Annotated in this window: 16 protein-coding genes; 7 read left to right on the top strand and 9 right to left on the bottom strand. The window is 73.7% G+C overall.

Annotated elements, in window-relative coordinates:
• The first annotated feature begins 39 nt into the window (after positions 1-39).
• Both ACIPPM_RS07225 and ACIPPM_RS07220 read left to right on the top strand, forming a co-directional pair.
• Complete coding sequence (locus ACIPPM_RS07225) at positions 40-726, top strand: response regulator transcription factor (protein WP_401444021.1); 687 nt, start codon at positions 40-42, stop codon at positions 724-726.
• Positions 723-2108 carry an ATP-binding protein gene (locus ACIPPM_RS07220; RefSeq protein WP_401444019.1) on the top strand — a complete coding sequence of 462 codons (1386 nt, stop codon included), beginning with the start codon at positions 723-725 and terminating at the stop codon, positions 2106-2108. The genes ACIPPM_RS07225 and ACIPPM_RS07220 overlap by 4 nt, the downstream gene beginning before the upstream one ends.
• On the opposite strand, the gene ACIPPM_RS07215 is transcribed toward ACIPPM_RS07220, so the two are convergent.
• Positions 2087-3055: a TAXI family TRAP transporter solute-binding subunit gene (locus ACIPPM_RS07215; protein ID WP_401444017.1), complete on the bottom strand. Its 969-nt coding sequence runs from the start codon at positions 3053-3055 to the stop codon at positions 2087-2089. The two genes, ACIPPM_RS07220 and ACIPPM_RS07215, sit on opposite strands and share 22 nt — an antisense overlap.
• A 114-nt stretch (positions 3056-3169) precedes the next feature.
• Here ACIPPM_RS07215 and ACIPPM_RS07210 point away from each other — a divergent pair, with 114 nt between their 5' ends.
• Together ACIPPM_RS07210 and ACIPPM_RS07205 are read left to right on the top strand one after the other, a co-directional pair.
• Positions 3170-3946 (top strand): isoprenyl transferase, encoded by a 777-nt coding sequence (locus tag ACIPPM_RS07210; protein ID WP_401444015.1) that lies wholly within the window; start codon positions 3170-3172, stop codon positions 3944-3946.
• Between the two features lie 75 nt (positions 3947-4021).
• Positions 4022-5011, top strand: coding sequence for an aminoglycoside phosphotransferase family protein (locus tag ACIPPM_RS07205; RefSeq protein WP_401444013.1), 990 nt, complete (start codon positions 4022-4024; stop codon positions 5009-5011).
• A 3-nt stretch (positions 5012-5014) separates the two neighbouring features.
• Here ACIPPM_RS07205 and ACIPPM_RS07200 read toward each other — a convergent pair whose 3' ends face one another.
• The 5 genes from ACIPPM_RS07200 to bla all read right to left on the bottom strand — a co-directional run bounded on the left by ACIPPM_RS07200 (position 5015) and on the right by bla (position 9209).
• Positions 5015-6160, bottom strand: a complete 1146-nt coding sequence (locus tag ACIPPM_RS07200; protein WP_401444011.1) for an RNA polymerase sigma factor — start codon at positions 6158-6160, stop codon at positions 5015-5017.
• Positions 6161-6168: 8 nt separating this feature from the next.
• Positions 6169-6576, bottom strand: a complete 408-nt coding sequence (locus ACIPPM_RS07195; protein WP_393597512.1) for a YciI family protein — start codon at positions 6574-6576, stop codon at positions 6169-6171.
• A gap of 121 nt (positions 6577-6697) precedes the next feature.
• Positions 6698-6880: a hypothetical protein gene (locus ACIPPM_RS07190; protein ID WP_389000207.1), complete on the bottom strand. Its 183-nt coding sequence runs from the start codon at positions 6878-6880 to the stop codon at positions 6698-6700.
• 232 nt (positions 6881-7112) lie between these two features.
• Entirely contained in the window at positions 7113-8039 is a 927-nt protein-coding gene (locus tag ACIPPM_RS07185; RefSeq protein ID WP_401444008.1) for a hypothetical protein, read from the bottom strand.
• Positions 8040-8300: 261 nt separating this feature from the next.
• Positions 8301-9209: a class A beta-lactamase gene (gene bla / locus ACIPPM_RS07180; protein ID WP_401444006.1), complete on the bottom strand. Its 909-nt coding sequence runs from the start codon at positions 9207-9209 to the stop codon at positions 8301-8303.
• Between the two features lie 132 nt (positions 9210-9341).
• On the opposite strand from bla, the gene ACIPPM_RS07175 reads away from it, so the two are divergent.
• Together ACIPPM_RS07175 and ACIPPM_RS07170 are read left to right on the top strand one after the other, a co-directional pair.
• Positions 9342-10205 (top strand): LysR family transcriptional regulator, encoded by an 864-nt coding sequence (locus tag ACIPPM_RS07175; protein WP_401444004.1) that lies wholly within the window; start codon positions 9342-9344, stop codon positions 10203-10205.
• Positions 10202-11125: a serine hydrolase gene (locus tag ACIPPM_RS07170; RefSeq protein WP_401444002.1), complete on the top strand. Its 924-nt coding sequence runs from the start codon at positions 10202-10204 to the stop codon at positions 11123-11125. The genes ACIPPM_RS07175 and ACIPPM_RS07170 overlap by 4 nt, the downstream gene beginning before the upstream one ends.
• Positions 11126-11132: 7 nt before the next feature.
• On the opposite strand, the gene ACIPPM_RS07165 is transcribed toward ACIPPM_RS07170, so the two are convergent.
• From ACIPPM_RS07165 to ACIPPM_RS07155, 3 genes are all read right to left on the bottom strand, one after another.
• The gene (locus ACIPPM_RS07165; protein WP_401444000.1) at positions 11133-11735 is read right to left on the bottom strand and encodes a hypothetical protein; all 603 of its coding nucleotides are present in this window, start codon (positions 11733-11735) and stop codon (positions 11133-11135) included.
• 169 nt (positions 11736-11904) lie between these two features.
• Positions 11905-14148 carry a catalase/peroxidase HPI gene (gene katG, locus ACIPPM_RS07160; RefSeq protein ID WP_401443998.1) on the bottom strand — a complete coding sequence of 748 codons (2244 nt, stop codon included), beginning with the start codon at positions 14146-14148 and terminating at the stop codon, positions 11905-11907.
• 36 nt (positions 14149-14184) lie between these two features.
• Positions 14185-14625 carry a Fur family transcriptional regulator gene (locus ACIPPM_RS07155; RefSeq protein ID WP_393597497.1) on the bottom strand — a complete coding sequence of 147 codons (441 nt, stop codon included), beginning with the start codon at positions 14623-14625 and terminating at the stop codon, positions 14185-14187.
• Positions 14626-14924: 299 nt separating this feature from the next.
• Between ACIPPM_RS07155 and ACIPPM_RS07150 the strand changes: the two genes are divergently transcribed.
• Positions 14925-16085, top strand: a complete 1161-nt coding sequence (locus ACIPPM_RS07150) for an acyltransferase family protein (protein WP_401443995.1) — start codon at positions 14925-14927, stop codon at positions 16083-16085.
• Positions 16086-16103 lie beyond the last annotated feature (18 nt).

Genomic DNA, 16103 nt, shown 5'->3' with positions numbered 1-16103 from the left:
TAAGCTGCGGCCCAGGTCACCACGGCACGAGGATTCTCCATGCACGCCCTGCTCGTCGAGGACGACGACCGGATGGCCCAGGCGCTCACCACGGCCCTGGCCCAGCGCGGCCACACCGTGCGCCGCGCCGCCCGCGCCCTGGACGCGCTGCGGCACGTGCGGGAGGCCCAGTTCGTGCTGCTGGACCTCGGGCTGCCCGACCTGGACGGTCTCGAGCTGCTGCGGCGGCTGCGCACGGTGTGCGGGGCGCCGCTGATCGTGGTGACGGCCCGCTGCGAGGAACGGGACATCGTGCAGGCGCTGCGGGCGGGTGCGGACGACTACGTGGTGAAGCCGTTCCGGATGAACGAGCTGATGGCCCGCATCGACACCGTCCGCCGCCGCACCGGCGCGGTGGTGCCGCCGTCGCGCGCGGACGCCGACCGGGGTCCGGTGCGGGCCGGGGACGTGGAGGTGGATCTCGCGGGCCGCACGGTGACCGTCGCAGGCACCGAAGTACAGCTGACCCGGCGGGAGTTCGACGTACTGGCGGTGCTGGCCGCCCGGCCGGAGGAGGTGCACTCCCGCGAGGAGATCCTCGACCGGGTCTGGGGGGACGCGTTCCTCGCCGCGTCCCGCTCGCTGGATGTGCATGTGGCCGGGGTCCGCGCGAAGACCGGCCGGGCCGAACTGGTCCGCACCGTAAGGGGGTTCGGGTATCAGCTGGGCTCGCCGGGTACGCGATGAGGCGCAGGCTGCTGGCCGTGCTGATGGTGCTGATGGGCGTGGCGGCGCTGCTGCTGTCCGTCCCGCTGGCCGAGTCCTTCGCCGCGGGCCGCACCGAGCATCTGCTGCTCCAACGGCGGGCGGACGCCGTCCGGTTCGCCGACCTCGCGGACCGGGTCCGCTCCCCCGCCGACCGCACCGAGCTGACCACCGAGATCCGCCGCTACGCCGGGCTGTACGGCGCCTCCGTGGCGGTGTCGGACACGGCGGGCCGGACGGTCGCGCGGGCGGGGAGCGCGGTGCCGTCGGCCGAGGCGCGGGAGGCGCTGGGCCGGGCGCTGACCGGCCGGTCCACCGAGCGGCTGCCGACGGTGCGGCCGTGGGGTCCGCACCGGCTGGTGCTGGCCGAGCCGGTGGGCCGGGACGAGCGGGTGAGCGGGGCGGTGCTGATGGCGGTGCCGACGGGTGCGGCGCGCCGGGACGTGACCGTGCGCTGGCTGCTGATCGGGTGCGGCGCGCTGGCCGCCTTCGCGGCGGCGGGCCTGGTCGCGGCGGGGATCACCCGCTGGCTGATGCGTCCGGTCCGCGATCTCGACCGGGCGGTGGCACGGCTGGCGTCGGGCAGGCTGGAGGCGCGGGCCGTGTCGGACACCGGGCCGCCCGAACTGCGCAGTCTGCGCGAGCAGTTCAACGCGATGGCGGAGGCGGTCGCGGACTCGATCGGGCGCCAGCGGGCCTTCGTCGCGGACGCCTCGCACCAGTTGCGCAATCCGCTGGCCACGCTGGTGCTGCAACTGGAGAACGTGGAAACGCATCTCCCGCCGGGCCCCGGCCGCCAGGAGCACGCCCGCGCCCTGGACGAGACCGAGCGGCTGGCCGAACTCCTCGACGGGCTGCTGGCGTTGGCGCGGGTTGAGTCGGGTTCGGCCGAGCGGGTCGAGCAGGACCTGTCCGGCGCGGTGACGGCCCGGCTGGCGGCCTGGGAGCCGGTGTTCGACGCCTCGGAGCTGACGCTCACCGGGGACGGGGTGCCACCGGGGCTGCGGGTGCGGGCGGTGCCGGACGCGGTGGGGCGGGTACTGGACGCGGCGCTGGACAACGCGGTGAAGTTCGTGCCGTCCGGCGGCCGGGTGACCGTGACCGCCCAGCGCGCCGGGGACGGTCAGGTCGTGGTGCGGGTGAGCGATGACGGGCCCGGCGTCCCCGAGGAGCAACTCCCGCTGCTCACGCGCCGTTTCGTCCGGGCTCCCGAGCATCAGAACGTGCCCGGCACCGGCCTGGGGCTGGCCATCGCGGACGAGATCGCCCGGCTCAGCGGCGGACGGCTGGTCGTGGAGGCGGCGCTTCCACGCGGGCTGCTGGTGGAGCTGTGGCTGCCGGGTCAGCCGTACACGGACCGGTAGTAGGCCACGGCCCCCGGATGCAGCGGGAGATCGCCGGTGGCGACGGCGAAGCGGGGTTCCAGGCGCGCGCCCGCGGTCACCTCCCGCAACAGCACCCGCCACCGGTCGAACACCACCCGCAGCACGTCCCGTGCCTCCCGCTCCGGAACCCGGTCTCGGGCCAGCAGATAGTTGCCGACGCCGATGGTGGTGACCGGCCGGGTGAGCCCGTACACCCCCGCCGGGAGCGTGACCGCCGAGTACACCGGGCCGTACGCCGCGCGCAGCGCCTCCGCCTCGGCCTCCAACGAGACGAAACGCAAGGGGAGTTCGCGGGCGAGGGCCGACAGGGCCGGGGTGGGCACCCCACCCGCCCAGACCACGGCGTCCACGGTGCCCCGGCGCAGCGCGGCCACCGACTCGGCGAGCCCCAGCCGCTGTTCGCGCACCGCCCGACCGCCCGTGAGACCCGCCACCCCCAGCAGGCGCCCGGCGAGCACCTGGGCCCCGGAGCCGGTGGCGCCCGTGGCGACCGGGCGGCCCGCTAGGTCGGCCACGGAGCGGACCGGGCCGTCGGCACGCGCCAGCAGATGCGTGTAGTTGACGTAGACCCGGGCGAGCGCGGTCACCGGGGCCGCGGCCGTGAAGGGCGCCGCTCCGTGCAGCGCCTGCTCGGCGGCGTCCGCCATGGCGAGGCCCAGGTCCGCCGAACCGGCCGCCAGCCGACGCAGGTTGTCCACACTGGCGGCGGTACTGACCGGGGTGATACGCGGGTGCGGCGGGGTGCGCGCGGCCTGCTCGGCGAGGGCGTGACCGAAGGCGTGGTACGGCCCACCGGGCGCGCCCGTGGCCAGGGTGAGCCGCCGGTGCGGGCCGCCGTCGCGGGCGCAGCCGGGCAGCGCGAGGGCCGGTCCGCCCAGCAGGGCGGACCGCAGCAGCCCGCGTCGGCTGATCGGCTCTCCGGTCACCGCGGCAGCGTAACGCCCCTGCCGGGAGCGGCCGGAGGGCGGTGGGCGATGCGCCCCCGGCAAATGCGGCTATCGTTTGCGACCTCATCCCCCCGGCCTTGGAAGGATCTCGGCGTGGCATGGAAGGCACTGCGCTCGGCGCTGGAAGCGGTGTATCTGCGGCGGCTGCACGGCAAGTTGGAGGGTCTGCCCCGGCCCCGGCATGTGGCGATCATGCTGGACGGCAACCGGCGCTGGGCGCGCGGCGCGGGGCACACGGACGTCCGTGAGGGCTATCGCGTCGGTGGCGCGAAGGTCACGGACTTCCTGCACTGGTGCGCCGACGCCGAGATCAGCCATGTCACCCTGTGGATGCTCTCCGACGACAATCTGCACCGTCCGGCCGCCGAACTCGAGCCGCTGCTCGACATCATCGAGGAGACCGTGCGCCGGGTCTGCGCGACGGACGCGCCGTGGGAGATCGAGATCATCGGCGCGCTGGACCTGCTGCCGGGCGACACCGCGCGGGTGCTGAAGGAGGCCGCCGCCACGACGGCCGGCCGGGGTGGCCTGAAGGTCGACGTGGCGGTGGGCTACGGCGGGCGCCGGGAGATCGTGGACGCGGTCCGGGCCGCCTTCGACAAGCACATCCGCGCCGGGGGCGACCCGCGCGACCTGGCCGCCGACTTCGACCTGGAGCACATCACCGACAACCTGTACTCCCCCGCCGGGCACGACACGGACTTCGTCATCCGCACCTCCGGCGAGCAGCGGCTGTCCGGGTTCCTGCTGTGGCAGTCGGCGTACGCGGAGGTGCACTTCGTGGACGTGCTGTGGCCCGCGTTCCGCCAGATCGACCTGCTGCGCGCGCTGCGCTCGTACGCGGCCCGCGAGCGGCGTTACGGCCGCTGAGCGGACGTCGGTCCGCGGTCGGCGGAGCGGTGAAAACCCCTGGCCAGGGGCGGTTTCGCATGCTGGAATGACCCGATGGAACGCACGGCTGACGTGGACCGGGGGACGTACCCGGAGGTGGTGACGCCCTGGGAGCAGGAGGCGTGGCGGGGCCAGGTCTTCGACTGGGTGGAAGGCCGACTCGCCGATCGTGGGCTGCGATTGAGCGGGGCGCCTCGGGTTCGGGTGCGGCCGTGGTCGGTGACGATGCGGATTCCGGTCGCCGGGGGCGACCCGGTGTGGTTCAAGGCGAATCCGCCCGCGAGCGCCTTCGAGGGCCCGCTGACCGCCGCGTTGTCCCGCTGGGTGCCGGAGCATGTGCTGCGGCCGCTGGCCGTGGACGCCGGGCGTGGCTGGTCGCTGCTGCCGGACGGTGGCCCGCTCTTCCGCGAGACGCCCGGCGATGTACCGCCGCGCGTGTGGGAGGAGTTGCTCACCGGATACGCCCGGATGCAGCGCGCCCTGGTGCCGCGCGCGGACGCACTCGCCGGGCTCGGCGTGCCGAGGCTGCGGGTGTCCGAAGTGCCCGCCTCCTTCGACCGGTTGCGGGCCGGGAACGGCTCCCTGGACCCGGACCAGCGGGCGCGGCTCGACGCGCTGCGCCCCCGGCTGGCGGACTGGTGCGCGGAGCTGGCCTCGCTCGGCGTCCCCGACTCCCTGGACCACGCCGACCTGCACGAGGGGCAGCTCTTCCACCCCGGGCCGGGCCGGTTCACCTACTTCGACTGGGGGGACTCCGTCGTCTCCCACCCCTTCGCCAGTCTGCGCGTCCCGGCCCAGCGGGCGTGCGAGCGGTACGGGCCCGAGGTGCTGCCGCGGCTGCGGGACGCCTACCTGGAGCCGTGGACGGACGTCGGGCTGTCGGCGGCGGAACTCCGGCGCGCCGCACGGCTCGCGTGGCGGCTGGGCGCGCTGGGCCGGGCCCGCTCCTGGACCCGGCTCTTCCCGTCCGCCGCCTCGGCCGCGCCCACCGACATGGCGGGCGCCCGCTCGCTGCTGGAGGCCGGCGACACTCCCCCGCTCTGAACGTCAGCGGGACCGGCGGGAGTTCAGCCGGGCGGCCTGGCGGGTCAGGTGGTCGCGCTCGGGGAGGCTGGTCGCCCGGTGGGCCGCCTCGGCGTACAGCCGGGCCGCCGTCGCCGGGTCGCCGTCCCGCTCGTGGAGGTAGGCCGCCACCGCGGTGTACCGGGGCAGCGAGTCGTCCAATGCCGCGAGCGCGGCCAGTCCGGCGCGTGGTCCGTCGGCCTCGCCGACGGCGACCGCGCGGTTGAGCCGGACGACCGGGCTGTCGGTCAGGCGCGTCAGCTCGTCGTACCACTCGACGATCTGCACCCAGTCGGTCTCCTCGGCGGTGGGCGCGTCGGCGTGGAGTGCCGCGATGGCGGCCTGGGCCTGGAACTCGCCGAGCCGGTCGCGGGCCAGGGCCGCCTGGAGGACGGCGACGCCCTCGGCGATCGCCGTGGTGTCCCACCGGCCGCGGTCCTGCTCGGCGAGCGGCACCAGGCTGCCGTCGGGCGCGGTCCGGGCGGCGCGCCGGGCGTGGTGGAGCAGCATGAGGGCGAGCAGTCCCGCGACCTCGGGGTGGTCGATCGCGGCCGCGAGCTGCCGGGTGAGCCGGACGGCCTCGGCGGCGAGGTCTATGTCGCCGGAGTAGCCCTCGTTGAAGACCAGGTAGAGGACGCGCAGCACGGTGGCCACGTCGCCGGGCCGGTCGAGGCGAACGCCGGAGACGGTGCGCTTGGCGCGGCTGATCCGTTGCGCCATGGTCGCCTCGGGCACCAGGTAGGCCCGGGCGATCTGGCGGGTGGTGAGGCCGCCGACGGCGCGCAGGGTGAGCGCGACCGCCGACGACGGCGTCAGCGCCGGGTGGGCGCAGAGGAAGTACAGCTGGAGGGTGTCGTCCCCGGCGGTCGCGGGACCGGGCGCGGGTTCCTCGTCCACGCGGTCCTCGCGCCGTCGGCGGGCGGTGTCCGCCCGGTGCGCGTCGAGGAACTTGCGCCAGGCGACGGTGATCAGCCAGCCCTTCGCGTCGCGCGGCGGGTCGGCAGGCCAGACGCGCAGCGCCTCGACCAGGGCGTCCTGCACGGCGTCCTCGGCCGCCGCGAAGTCCGCTCCGCGGCGTACGAGGACGGCGAGCACCTGGGGGGTGAGGCGGCGCGGCAGGGCCTCGTCCATCGTCCGGGTCAGTCCGTGACGTGGCAGTGGTCGCCCAGGAACGGGCGCAGCTCCAGCCATTCGTGGATCGGCTTGCCACCGGCTCCGGGGGCGGCCGACAGTTCCCCGGCCAGTTCGAGGGCCCGCTGGTGGCTGTCGACGTCGATCACCATCCAGCCCGCGATGAGGTCCTTGGTCTCGGCGAAGGGGCCGTCGGTGACCGGCGGGCGCCCTTCGCCGTCGTACCGGACGAAGGTCCCCTCGGGGGCGAGTGCCTGGCTGTCGACGAACTCGCCGGTCTGCTGGAGGCGGGCGGCGAACTCGTTCATGTACCGCAGGTGGGCCGAGATCTCCTCCGGCGTCCACTGGTCCATGGGTACGTCGTTGGCCGGGGCCGGGGCGCCGCGGTAGTGCTTGAGCAGCAGGTACTTGGCCATCGTGGTCCTCCTCGCCGATGCGACCCATTGTGGTCGCGTTCGCAGCGGGGACGGAGCCGGACACGGGTTCTCGACATCGCCCGGCCGGTTTTTTCCGCGCGTTTCTTCCGCGCGGTGAGGGTCAGCCTCTGCGCGCCGTGCCGCCGGTGGCGCGGAGGTGGTCGCGGCGGGCGTTGTTGTAGCCGCGCAGGTGGACCTTGGCGACGGCGCAGGCCGCGCCGTCGGCACGGCACTGGCGGCAGGTCCGCACGTGCTGCTCATAGGTGGTACGGGCGTTTTCCAACGCCTCATCGGCAGAGGACATGGTCATCTCCGGAGGAGGGCGCACCCGTGCGGGCGACGCCTGGTTGACTGGCTAGTAACTTCCGGAGAAAGATCATCATGTTACTGCCGGTACTGGGAAACCGGCCCGGCAAAGACCGGGTACGCAGTCCGTCTGCGCAGGTCAAGGGTGTGTGAACGCCGAAAGAGGGGGAACCGTCCGCCGACGGTTCCCCCTCCTGCCTCCCCTTCCCGCGCCGGTGACGCGGGAGGGGTCAGGAACGGCGTGCGCGCGAGGCGTACACCGTTCCGGCTCCCACGGCCAGCACGAGCGCGGCCCCACCCGCGAGCATGCCGACCGGGGCGCTCGCGCCGGTCTCCGCCAGCGGCGGGTTGCCGCCGTTCGGCGAGGACTTGGGGGCGGGCCGGCTCGGCTGGGCGGGCGGCACGTCCGGGTTGGTGGACGGCGTCGCGCCGGGCTTCGGGCTCACCGGGGGCTTGCCGCCCTCGGCGGGGGCACTCGGCTCGCTCCCGGCGGGCGGCGCGCTCGGCGCCGGGCTCGCGGAGGTCTCCGGCGCGGACGGGCTGGGGGTGGCCGACTCCGGCGTACCGGACTCGCACCGCTTGTCCCCGCCGTTCCAGGCGGCTATCAGGTGGTACGGGGTGAGGACACCGGCGCGCACGTCGGGCAGCGGGCCGTGACCCTCGCCCTCCTTGCCGTCGTAGGTCACGTCCTCGCCGTACAGGTCGATCTGGCCGAAGCAGTCGGGCGCCTTGACGCTCAGCTTCTGCCAGGTACGGCCGTCGTCGTCCTTGCCCGCGACGTCCTTCGCGGTGAGGCTGACGGTGGCCTTGTCGATCATTTCCTGGCGGCCCGAGGAGGCCCAGTCCGGGCCCTCGGTGGTGTACTCGGCCAGGGAGACGGGGTAGGCGCAGCCCTCCCCGACGCTCTGGCCCGGCGCGAGGCGGACCTCGACGGTGCCGGGGGCGGAGTCCCAGCGGTGGAACCCGCCCTGCGAGGACCAGTCGGGGCCGACGACCTTGCCGTCGGCCCCGACCAGGCGGTACTGCACGGTGGCGGACGAGCAGTCGCCGCCCTCCTGGGCGTGGGCGGCGGTGGCGCCGATCAGGGGCGCGGCGGCCGCCGCGAGGAAGGCCGCGGCGGTGGTGGCGAGAAATCTGGCTGGTTGCGAGCGTGCCAAGGTGAGCCTCTGTCCGTTCAAAGGTGTGGGAGGTGGCCGGGCGCGCGCGAACCGGCGCGCGGCGCCCATCGTCCCTTCGCCCGCCCGAGGCGGAACGAGGACGGTCAGAGTCTTGTCGCCTTTACAACTCCCGTCAATTTTCCACGAGTTGAGCATCATCACAGTCTCGGGGGACCGATTGCGCAGGTCAGCACGGACGGCAGATTTCGGTACGGGACCCGACATCCCCGAATTGCGCGGGTCGGCCCCACCGGGGCACGGCTACTCGCCCGGTGCCAGGGTGGCCGCGAGGAGGCGGGCCGTCTCCGCGATCAGCGCGTCGTCCACCGGCGCGTCGGGAGTGGGCTTGGTGGACAGCACGGACAGCAGCAGGGGCGTCCCCTTGCCGGTCCAGGCGACACCGAGGTCGTTGGCGGTGGCGTAGGAGCCGGTGCCCGTCTTGTCCGCGAGGAGCCAGCCGGGCGGCAGACCGGCGCCGAACCGCTTGGCGCTGGTGGTGTTGCCGCGCAGCCAGCCGACGAGCTGCTGCCGGTCGCCATGGCTCAACGCCCGTCCCAGGGTGAGCAGTTCGAAGGTACGGCCGAGGGCGCGCGGGGTGGTGGTGTCGCGCGGGTCGCCGGGTACGGCGGTGTTCAGGTCGGTCTCCCACCGGTCGAGCCTGCTCACCCGGTCGCCGAGGGACCGGAAGAAGCGGGTGAGTCCCGCCGGGCCGCCGATCCGGCGGAGCATCAGATTGCCCGCCGTGTTGTCGCTGTACTGGATGGCGGCCGCGCAGATGTCGCCCAGCGACATCCCGGTCTCCTGACGGGCCTTGGTCTGCTCGGAGTTGGCCAGGATGTCCGCCGGAGGGTAGTGGATCACCTCGTCCAGCGCGGCACGCCCGCCGTGGTCGCGCAGGACGGCCGCGGCGGCGATCGCCTTGAACGTCGAGCACATGGCGAACGGCTCGTCGGCGCGGTACGCCACCGTCGCGCCCGTGCGCGGGTTGTGCGCGTACACGCCGAGCCGCGCCCCGTACCGCTTCTCCAGCGCGGCCAGCTCGGGGCGCGGGGCGGTGGGGCCATGAGAGGCACCCCAGGCGGGGGCGGCGGAGGTCGCGGCGGCGGTCGCGGTGAGAGCGGCGCCCGCGCGGAGCAGGCTGCGGCGCGGCACCGGGGTGACACGGGTCATGTGCGTTTTCCTCCACGGGAGTTGGGCCGTCGGGGGCGTTGGATCACCGACGGGGACAGCGAAACAGCAGGGCACCGCTCATGTCCAAGAGTGAACTTTGAACGTGCCATGACTTATTGATATGACTCCTGGATGGATCTGCTCGCGCATCTGGCGGCTTTCACCGCTACGGCCGACGAGATGAGCTTTTCGCGCGCGGCCGAGCGGCTGGGGATCGCGCAGCCGCTCCTCAGCCGCCGCATCAAGTCGCTGGAGGCGCACTTCGGCGGCCAGTTGTTCGACCGGTCGCGACGGCAGGTCGCGGTGACGGAGTTCGGCGGCTCCCTGCTCCCGTACGCGCGGGACGTGCTGGAGCGGGCCGAACGGCTCGGGCAGGCCGCCCGCTCGGCACGTGCCGCGCGGGTACGGGTCGTGGGCGTGCCCGCGCACTGCGCGCCACTGGCACTGGCCGCGGTGATCCGCGCCGGTACGGAACACGGCACCACCCTGACGGTACGTGAACTCCCGCCCAGGCAGCGGCAGTCGGCCCTCGGTGACGGCTCGCTGGCCTACGCCCTGCTCCGCGTGGCCCCCGAGCGGGCCGCCTTGCGTGTCCCGCTCGGCCTGGCGGAGGCGGGGCAGCACGCACGGCGCTCCGTCCACCTGGAGGACCTGCGCCCACCCCGAGGCGCGGCCGGGCTGCCGATCCTGACCCTGGAGGAGGACGAAGTGCCGTACGCCCAGGACCGGTTGGCGCGGGCCGCCGCCCGTGCCGGGCTGCCGGAGACGCTGGTCGGACCGGCGGGCCCGGCCGCAGCCGCGCTGGCCGACACGCTGGCCGGGCGGGCGCGGCTGCTGTGCGCTGAGCCGCTCGCCCGGCAGCACGGCGCGGGCTGGACCCCGCTGGCCGACGCCTCCCTGCACCGGGGGTACGAGGTCGGCGCGAGCGAGTACCACGGGGAGAGCGGCGAGGTCCCGGCGTGGCTGACGACGACCCTGGCGGAGGCGGCCGGATGAGCACCGAGGTCGGCTACACCGCCACGGACGGCCCCCTGCGCGATGTGGCGGACGGCATCGCCCGCGGGTGGGACGCGCTCGGGGTACGGGGTTCGTTCCTGGCCCGGAACATCGACACCGGTGAGCAGCTGGGCTTCGACGTCGACGTGCCGGTGCCGCTCGCCTCGGTGGTGAAGGTGCCGCTGGCCCTGGTGGTGCTGGACCGGATCGCGGCCGGGGAACTGGACCCCGCCCGGCCCGTGGCCTTCGTACCCACGGCGGGCGACGCCGGTCCGACCGGGCTCGCCGCGTTCCGCCATCCGGCGACGCTGGCCGTCGGCGATCTGCTGCTGATGATGCTCTCGGTGAGCGACAACGTCGCCGCCGACCTCCTCCTCGACCTGGTGCCGGTGCCGGAGGTGGACGCCCGGCTGCGCGCCTGGGACTGCCCCGGCCTGCGGGTACGGCACCGGCTGCGGCACATGTACGCCTGCGCGGCCGGAGCCTGTGGCGACGACTTCTCGCTCGCGCTGGAGCTGGCCGTACGCGACGAGCGCACCGGCCGTCACACCATCGAGACGCTGGACCCGGCGCATGCCAGCACCGGGACGGCCGGGGCGCTGGTGTCCCTGCTGGAGCGGGTGTGGCGCGACGAGATCTCCGACCCGCGCGCGACCGCCGAGCTGCGCCGTCTGATGGGCCTCCAGGTCTTCGCCCACCGGATGGTGGGCGAGCTGCGCGCGGACTCGTTGCGGTTCAGCGGGAAGACGGGGTCGTTCCTGCATCTGCGGCACGAGATCGGGGTGGTGGAGGCGGACTCCGGGGACCGGGTGGCGCTGGCGGCGCTGACCCGCGCGGACCGCAGGGCGTCCCTGGCGCCGGACATCGACCTGGCCATCGGGGTCGCGGCCCGGCGCGCGTTCGAGGCACTGCGGGGGTGAACGAGGCTCAACCCCGGCCACCGCTGAGCCGACGCCACTCGGGCCCGACGCGCCTCCACTCCTCGTCCCACTCCGCGAGCCGACGCCGGACGAGCGAGTTGCACGCCAGCCGTCCGGAGGCCCAGACGACCGTGCCGGTGATCTGAGCGACCAGGAGGCCGGTGAGGACGGTCTGGAGCATGGCCTCGGCCATGGAGGCGGGCGGCGGCACGGTGCGCCCGGTGCCGTCCGTCCACAGGTCGACGCCGGTCCCGGCCGGGGTGCCGGGGCTCACCTTGGCGCGGTCGGTGTGCACGGCGCCCTCGCCGTCCGTCCAGCGCACCTTGGCCCATACGCGTTCGTCGTCGTAGCCGCCGCGCGCGGGCGGGGTCTTCGGCGCCGGTCCGGTGAGCACCGCGCGGACCTGGTGCACCTGGTCGCGGCGCGCGGACAGCGAGGAGTCCACGGAACTCGCGGCGGCCCAGCCCGCGAGCGCTCCGCCCAGTACGACGAAGATCCAGGTGAGGAGCACGACCCACGCCTCGACGAGGTCGCCGCGCCGTCGCAGTGGATTGCGCCGCCAGCGCCACAGCCGTACCGGGGTGGTCGCCTCCGGAGGTGTCCGAGCCATCGGCAGCCGCCTCCTCTCGCCTGCCCACACCACCATCGTGCACCTGACCCGGCGAGCCCGCAGTCCGGACGGCCGGGATGGAAGAACCGCAGGCGGGAGAGGGTGCCAGGTAAAACGGGGCGCCCCCGGACCGGTCGGTCCGGGGGCGCCCACGGCGGAGTGCGAAGGCTCAGGCGAGGTCGAACCGGCCGAGGTTCATCACCTTGTGCCACGCGGCGGCGAAGTCCTGGACGAACTTCTCCTTGGCGTCGTCGGAGCCGTACACCTCGGCGACGGCGCGCAGCTCGGCATTGGAGCCGAAGACCAGGTCGGCACGGGTACCGGTCCACTTGGCCGCGCCGGTGGAGGCGTCACGGCCCTCGAAGGTGGCCTGGTCCTCGGAGGTGGAGCTCCACGTGGTGCCGAGGTCGAGCAGGTTGACGAACCAGTCGTTCGTCAGCACGCCCGGCGTCTCGGTGAAGACACCCAGGTCGGAGTTCTCGTAGTTGGCGCCCAGGACCCGCAGACCGCCGATGAGGACGGTCAGTTCCGGGGAGCTGAGGGTCAGCAGGTTGGCGCGGTCGACGAGCGCGTACTCGGCGCGGGCCGGGTTGGCTCCCTTGCCGGAGTAGTTGCGGAAGCCGTCGGCGGCGGGCTTGAGCGCCTCGAACGACTCGACGTCCGTCTGCTCCTGGCTGGCGTCCACGCGGCCCGGCGTGAAGGGCACGGTGACCGGGAAGCCACCGTCCTTCGCGGCCTTCTCCACCGCGGCGTCACCGCCGAGGACGATCAGGTCGGCCAGGGAGACGTGCTTGGCACCGGCGGAGGCGTTGAACTCCTCCTGGACGCCCTCCAGGGTGCGCAGCACCAGGGCGAGCTGGTCCGGGTCGTTGACCTCCCAGCCGCGCTGCGGCTCGAGGCGGACACGGGCGCCGTCGGCACCGCCGCGCTTGTCACTGCCGCGGAAGGTGGACGCGGACGCCCACGCGGCGCTGACCAGCTGCGACACGGTGAGGCCGGAGTCGAGGATCTTGCCCTTGAGCGCGTCGGCGTCGGCGGCGTCGATCGGCTCGCCCTGCGGCTGGGGCAGCGGGTCCTGCCAGAGCAGGGTCTCCTCCGGGACCTCCGGGCCGAGCAGCAGCGACTTCGGGCCCATGTCGCGGTGGGTCAGCTTGTACCAGGCGCGGGCGAAGGCGTCCGCGAACTCCTCGGGGTTCTCGTGGAAGCGCCGGGCGATGGGCTCGTAGATCGGGTCGAAGCGCAGCGACAGGTCCGTCGTGAGCATGTTCGGCGCGATCTTCTTGTCCGGGTCGAACGCGGTGGGCACGGTGTCCGCGCCCGCGCCGTCCTTCGGCTTCCACTGCTTGGCGCCGGCCGGGCTCTCGGTCAGCTCGTACTCGTAGCCGAAGAGGTTGTCGAAGAAGCCCTGGCCCCACTGGGTGGGGGTGTTGCTCCAGGTGACTTCGAGGCCCGAGGTGGTGGTGTCGGGGCCCTTGCCGGTGCCGTAGGAGTTCTTCCAGCCGAAGCCCTGCTGCTCCATCGGGGCGTCCATCGGGTCGGGGCCGACGTCGCTCGACGGGCCCGCGCCGTGGGTCTTGCCGAAGGTGTGGCCGCCCGCGATCAGGGCGACGGTCTCCTCGTCGTTCATCGCCATGCGGCTGAAGGTCTCGCGGATGTCGCGGGCCGCGGCGATCGGGTCCGGGTTGCCGTTGGGGCCCTCGGGGTTGACGTAGATCAGGCCCATCTGGACGGCCGCGAGGGGCTTGTCCAGCTCACGGTCGCCCGTGTAGCGCTCGTCGCCGAGCCAGGTGGTCTCCGGACCCCAGTAGACGTCGGCGTCGGGCTCCCAGGCGTCGACGCGGCCGCCGCCGAAGCCGAAGGTCTTGAAGCCCATGCTCTCCAGCGCGACGTTGCCCGTGAGGATCATGAGGTCGGCCCAGGAGATGTTCTTGCCGTACTTCTTCTTCACCGGCCAGAGCAGGCGGCGGGCCTTGTCCAGGCTGACGTTGTCCGGCCAGCTGTTCAGCGGGGCGAAGCGCTGCTGGCCGGTGCCGCCACCGCCGCGGCCGTCAAGGGTGCGGTAGGTGCCGGCGCTGTGCCAGGCCATGCGGATCATGAGCGGGCCATAGTTGCCGAAGTCGGCCGGCCACCAGTCCTGGGACGTGGTGAGCACCTCGGCGATGTCGCGTTTCACGGCCGGGAGGTCGAGCGCGAGGAACGCCTCGGCGTAGTCGAACTCCTCGCCCAGCGGGTTGGCGACGGGCGGGTTCTTGGCAAGGACCTTCAGGTTGAGCTGCTTGGGCCACCAGCGGTCGTTGCCGCTGCCGAGGGCCGGGTGCAGGGACGTGGGGCTGGTGGCGCCGTGCGCGACGGGGCAGCCGCCGGTCTCCTCGGGCTTCGGGTCGGTGACGATCGCGTCTTCGTTGTCAGGCATGTCGATCCTTCCGGAAAGGGCGAGATAACCCGGCGCTCAGGAGCTGCGGCCGGTGGAACAGGCGGAGCAGGTGCCCCAGTACACGACCTCGGCCTCGTCGATGGCGAAGCCGCGGTTGTCGGAGGCGGTCAGGCAGGGCGCGTGGCCCACCGCGCAGTCGACGTCGGCGACGGCGCCGCAGGAGCGGCACACGGCGTGGTGGTGGTTGTCGCCGACGCGTCCCTCGAACCGGGCGGCGCTGCCGGCCGGCTCGATGCGGCGTATGAGGCCCGCGGCGGTGAGCGCGTGCAGGGCCTCGTAGACGGCCTGGACGGAGATGTGGCCGACTCGCTCGCGGACCTGCGAGGCGATCGCCTCGGCACCGAGGTGGTCGCCCGCGCGAACGGTGTCCAGCAGCGCGACGCGGGCCGCCGTGACGCGGAGGCCCGCACCGCGGAGTTCCGCGGCGGCGGTGGTCGGAGGCTGGGATGCGGTCATGGGAGAAACCTACCGCCATAAACACGAGAGATTCAAGAAAACGAGCTGTGCAACTATTTGACTTCTTAGGGTGACCGGTCGGCACCAGAAGGTATCGAGCGAAACGGAACCCGAGGTTCTGGTTCCCCGCCGTGGCCCTGCTCACTCGTCCGGGTGCTCCGGCCCCGCCATCCGTGGCAGGGCGAGGAGTGTCTCGTTCGGCAGCAGTGTGACGTTTCCGGCATGACGTGAATGTGGGGGTCTGGCAGGGCAGCAGTCCCCTTCATGCCCCACGCGAACCTCCAGCGGCAGGTGATTGGATGACCACGGCGACGACCCGGACGCCCCGGACGCCGCCCGCACGGCCCGACGCGGCCGGCGCCGCCTCCCCAGCGGATGGCGTCAGACCCTCGCTGCCCTCGCTCACCGGACTGCGCTGGGTGGCGGCCCTGCTGGTGTTCGGACTGCACATCAACAACTTCGGCTACCTCGGCGGCCAGGCGGGGCGGCTCGTCTCCTGGGCCTTCACCCCCGGTGGCACCGGGGTGTCGTTCTTCTTCGTGCTGTCCGGGTTCGTGCTGACCTGGTCGGCCCGGCCCGGCGACCGGGCGCCCGGCTTCTGGCGGCGGCGGATCGCCCGGGTCTACCCGGTGCACCTGGCCACCGCCCTGCTCGCGGTCACCATCGCCTTCGCCATGGGCAAGCCCGCGCTCCCGACCTGGAAGCAGACCCTGGCGAACGTGTCGCTGGTGCACTCCTGGTGGCAGCCCTGGTGGCAGACGCTCAACCCGGTCAGCTGGTCGCTGGCCTGCGAGGCGTTCTTCTACGCGCTCTTCCCGGCCCTCTTCTGGCTGCTGCGCAGGCTGAACGCGCGCGGGACGCTGCTGCTCGGCGCGCTGGCGGCGGTGACCGCGCTGGTCCTGGCCTGGGCAGACGCCCACCACTGGCTGAACCAGCCGATGTACTCGCTGCCCCTGGCCCGGCTCCCGGAGTTCGTGCTCGGTACGGTCACCGCGCGGCTGGTGCTGCTCGACCGCTGGCGCGGCCCCGGCCTGGAGGGCTCGCTCGCCCTGGCCATCCTCGGCTACTTCCTCGTCCCCCAGGTGGCGCCCGGCTACGCGGCCACGTCCTGCACCCTGGCCGGGTTCACCCTGCTGATCCCGGCGGCGGCGGTCGCGGACCTGCGCGGGCTGCCCTCGCTGTGGCGGGGGCGGCGGCTGGTGCGGCTCGGGGAGCTGTCGTTCGCGTTCTACATGGTCCATCTGCTGGTGCTGCGCGCGGGCATCTCCGTCCTGGGTGACAAGCCGCGCTTCGGCGCGGCGGCCGGGATCGGGGTGACGGCGGCCGCGTTCGCGATCTCGCTCGGGCTGTCCTGGGCGCTGTTCGAGGGCGTGGAGCGTCCGGTGCGGCGCCTGCTGCTGCGGAGCGGCCGGCCGAAGGAGCGGCCCCCACTCCGGAAGGAACCGGTCGCGGCCGACTGATCCAGCACAGCCGGGTGC

The organism is Streptomyces sp. NPDC090119, assembly GCF_044747085.1.
In the GTDB taxonomy this organism is placed as follows: domain Bacteria; phylum Actinomycetota; class Actinomycetes; order Streptomycetales; family Streptomycetaceae; genus Streptomyces.
Note: the sequence above shows the minus strand (reverse complement) of the source record. Positions and strands in the feature narration are given on the sequence as shown.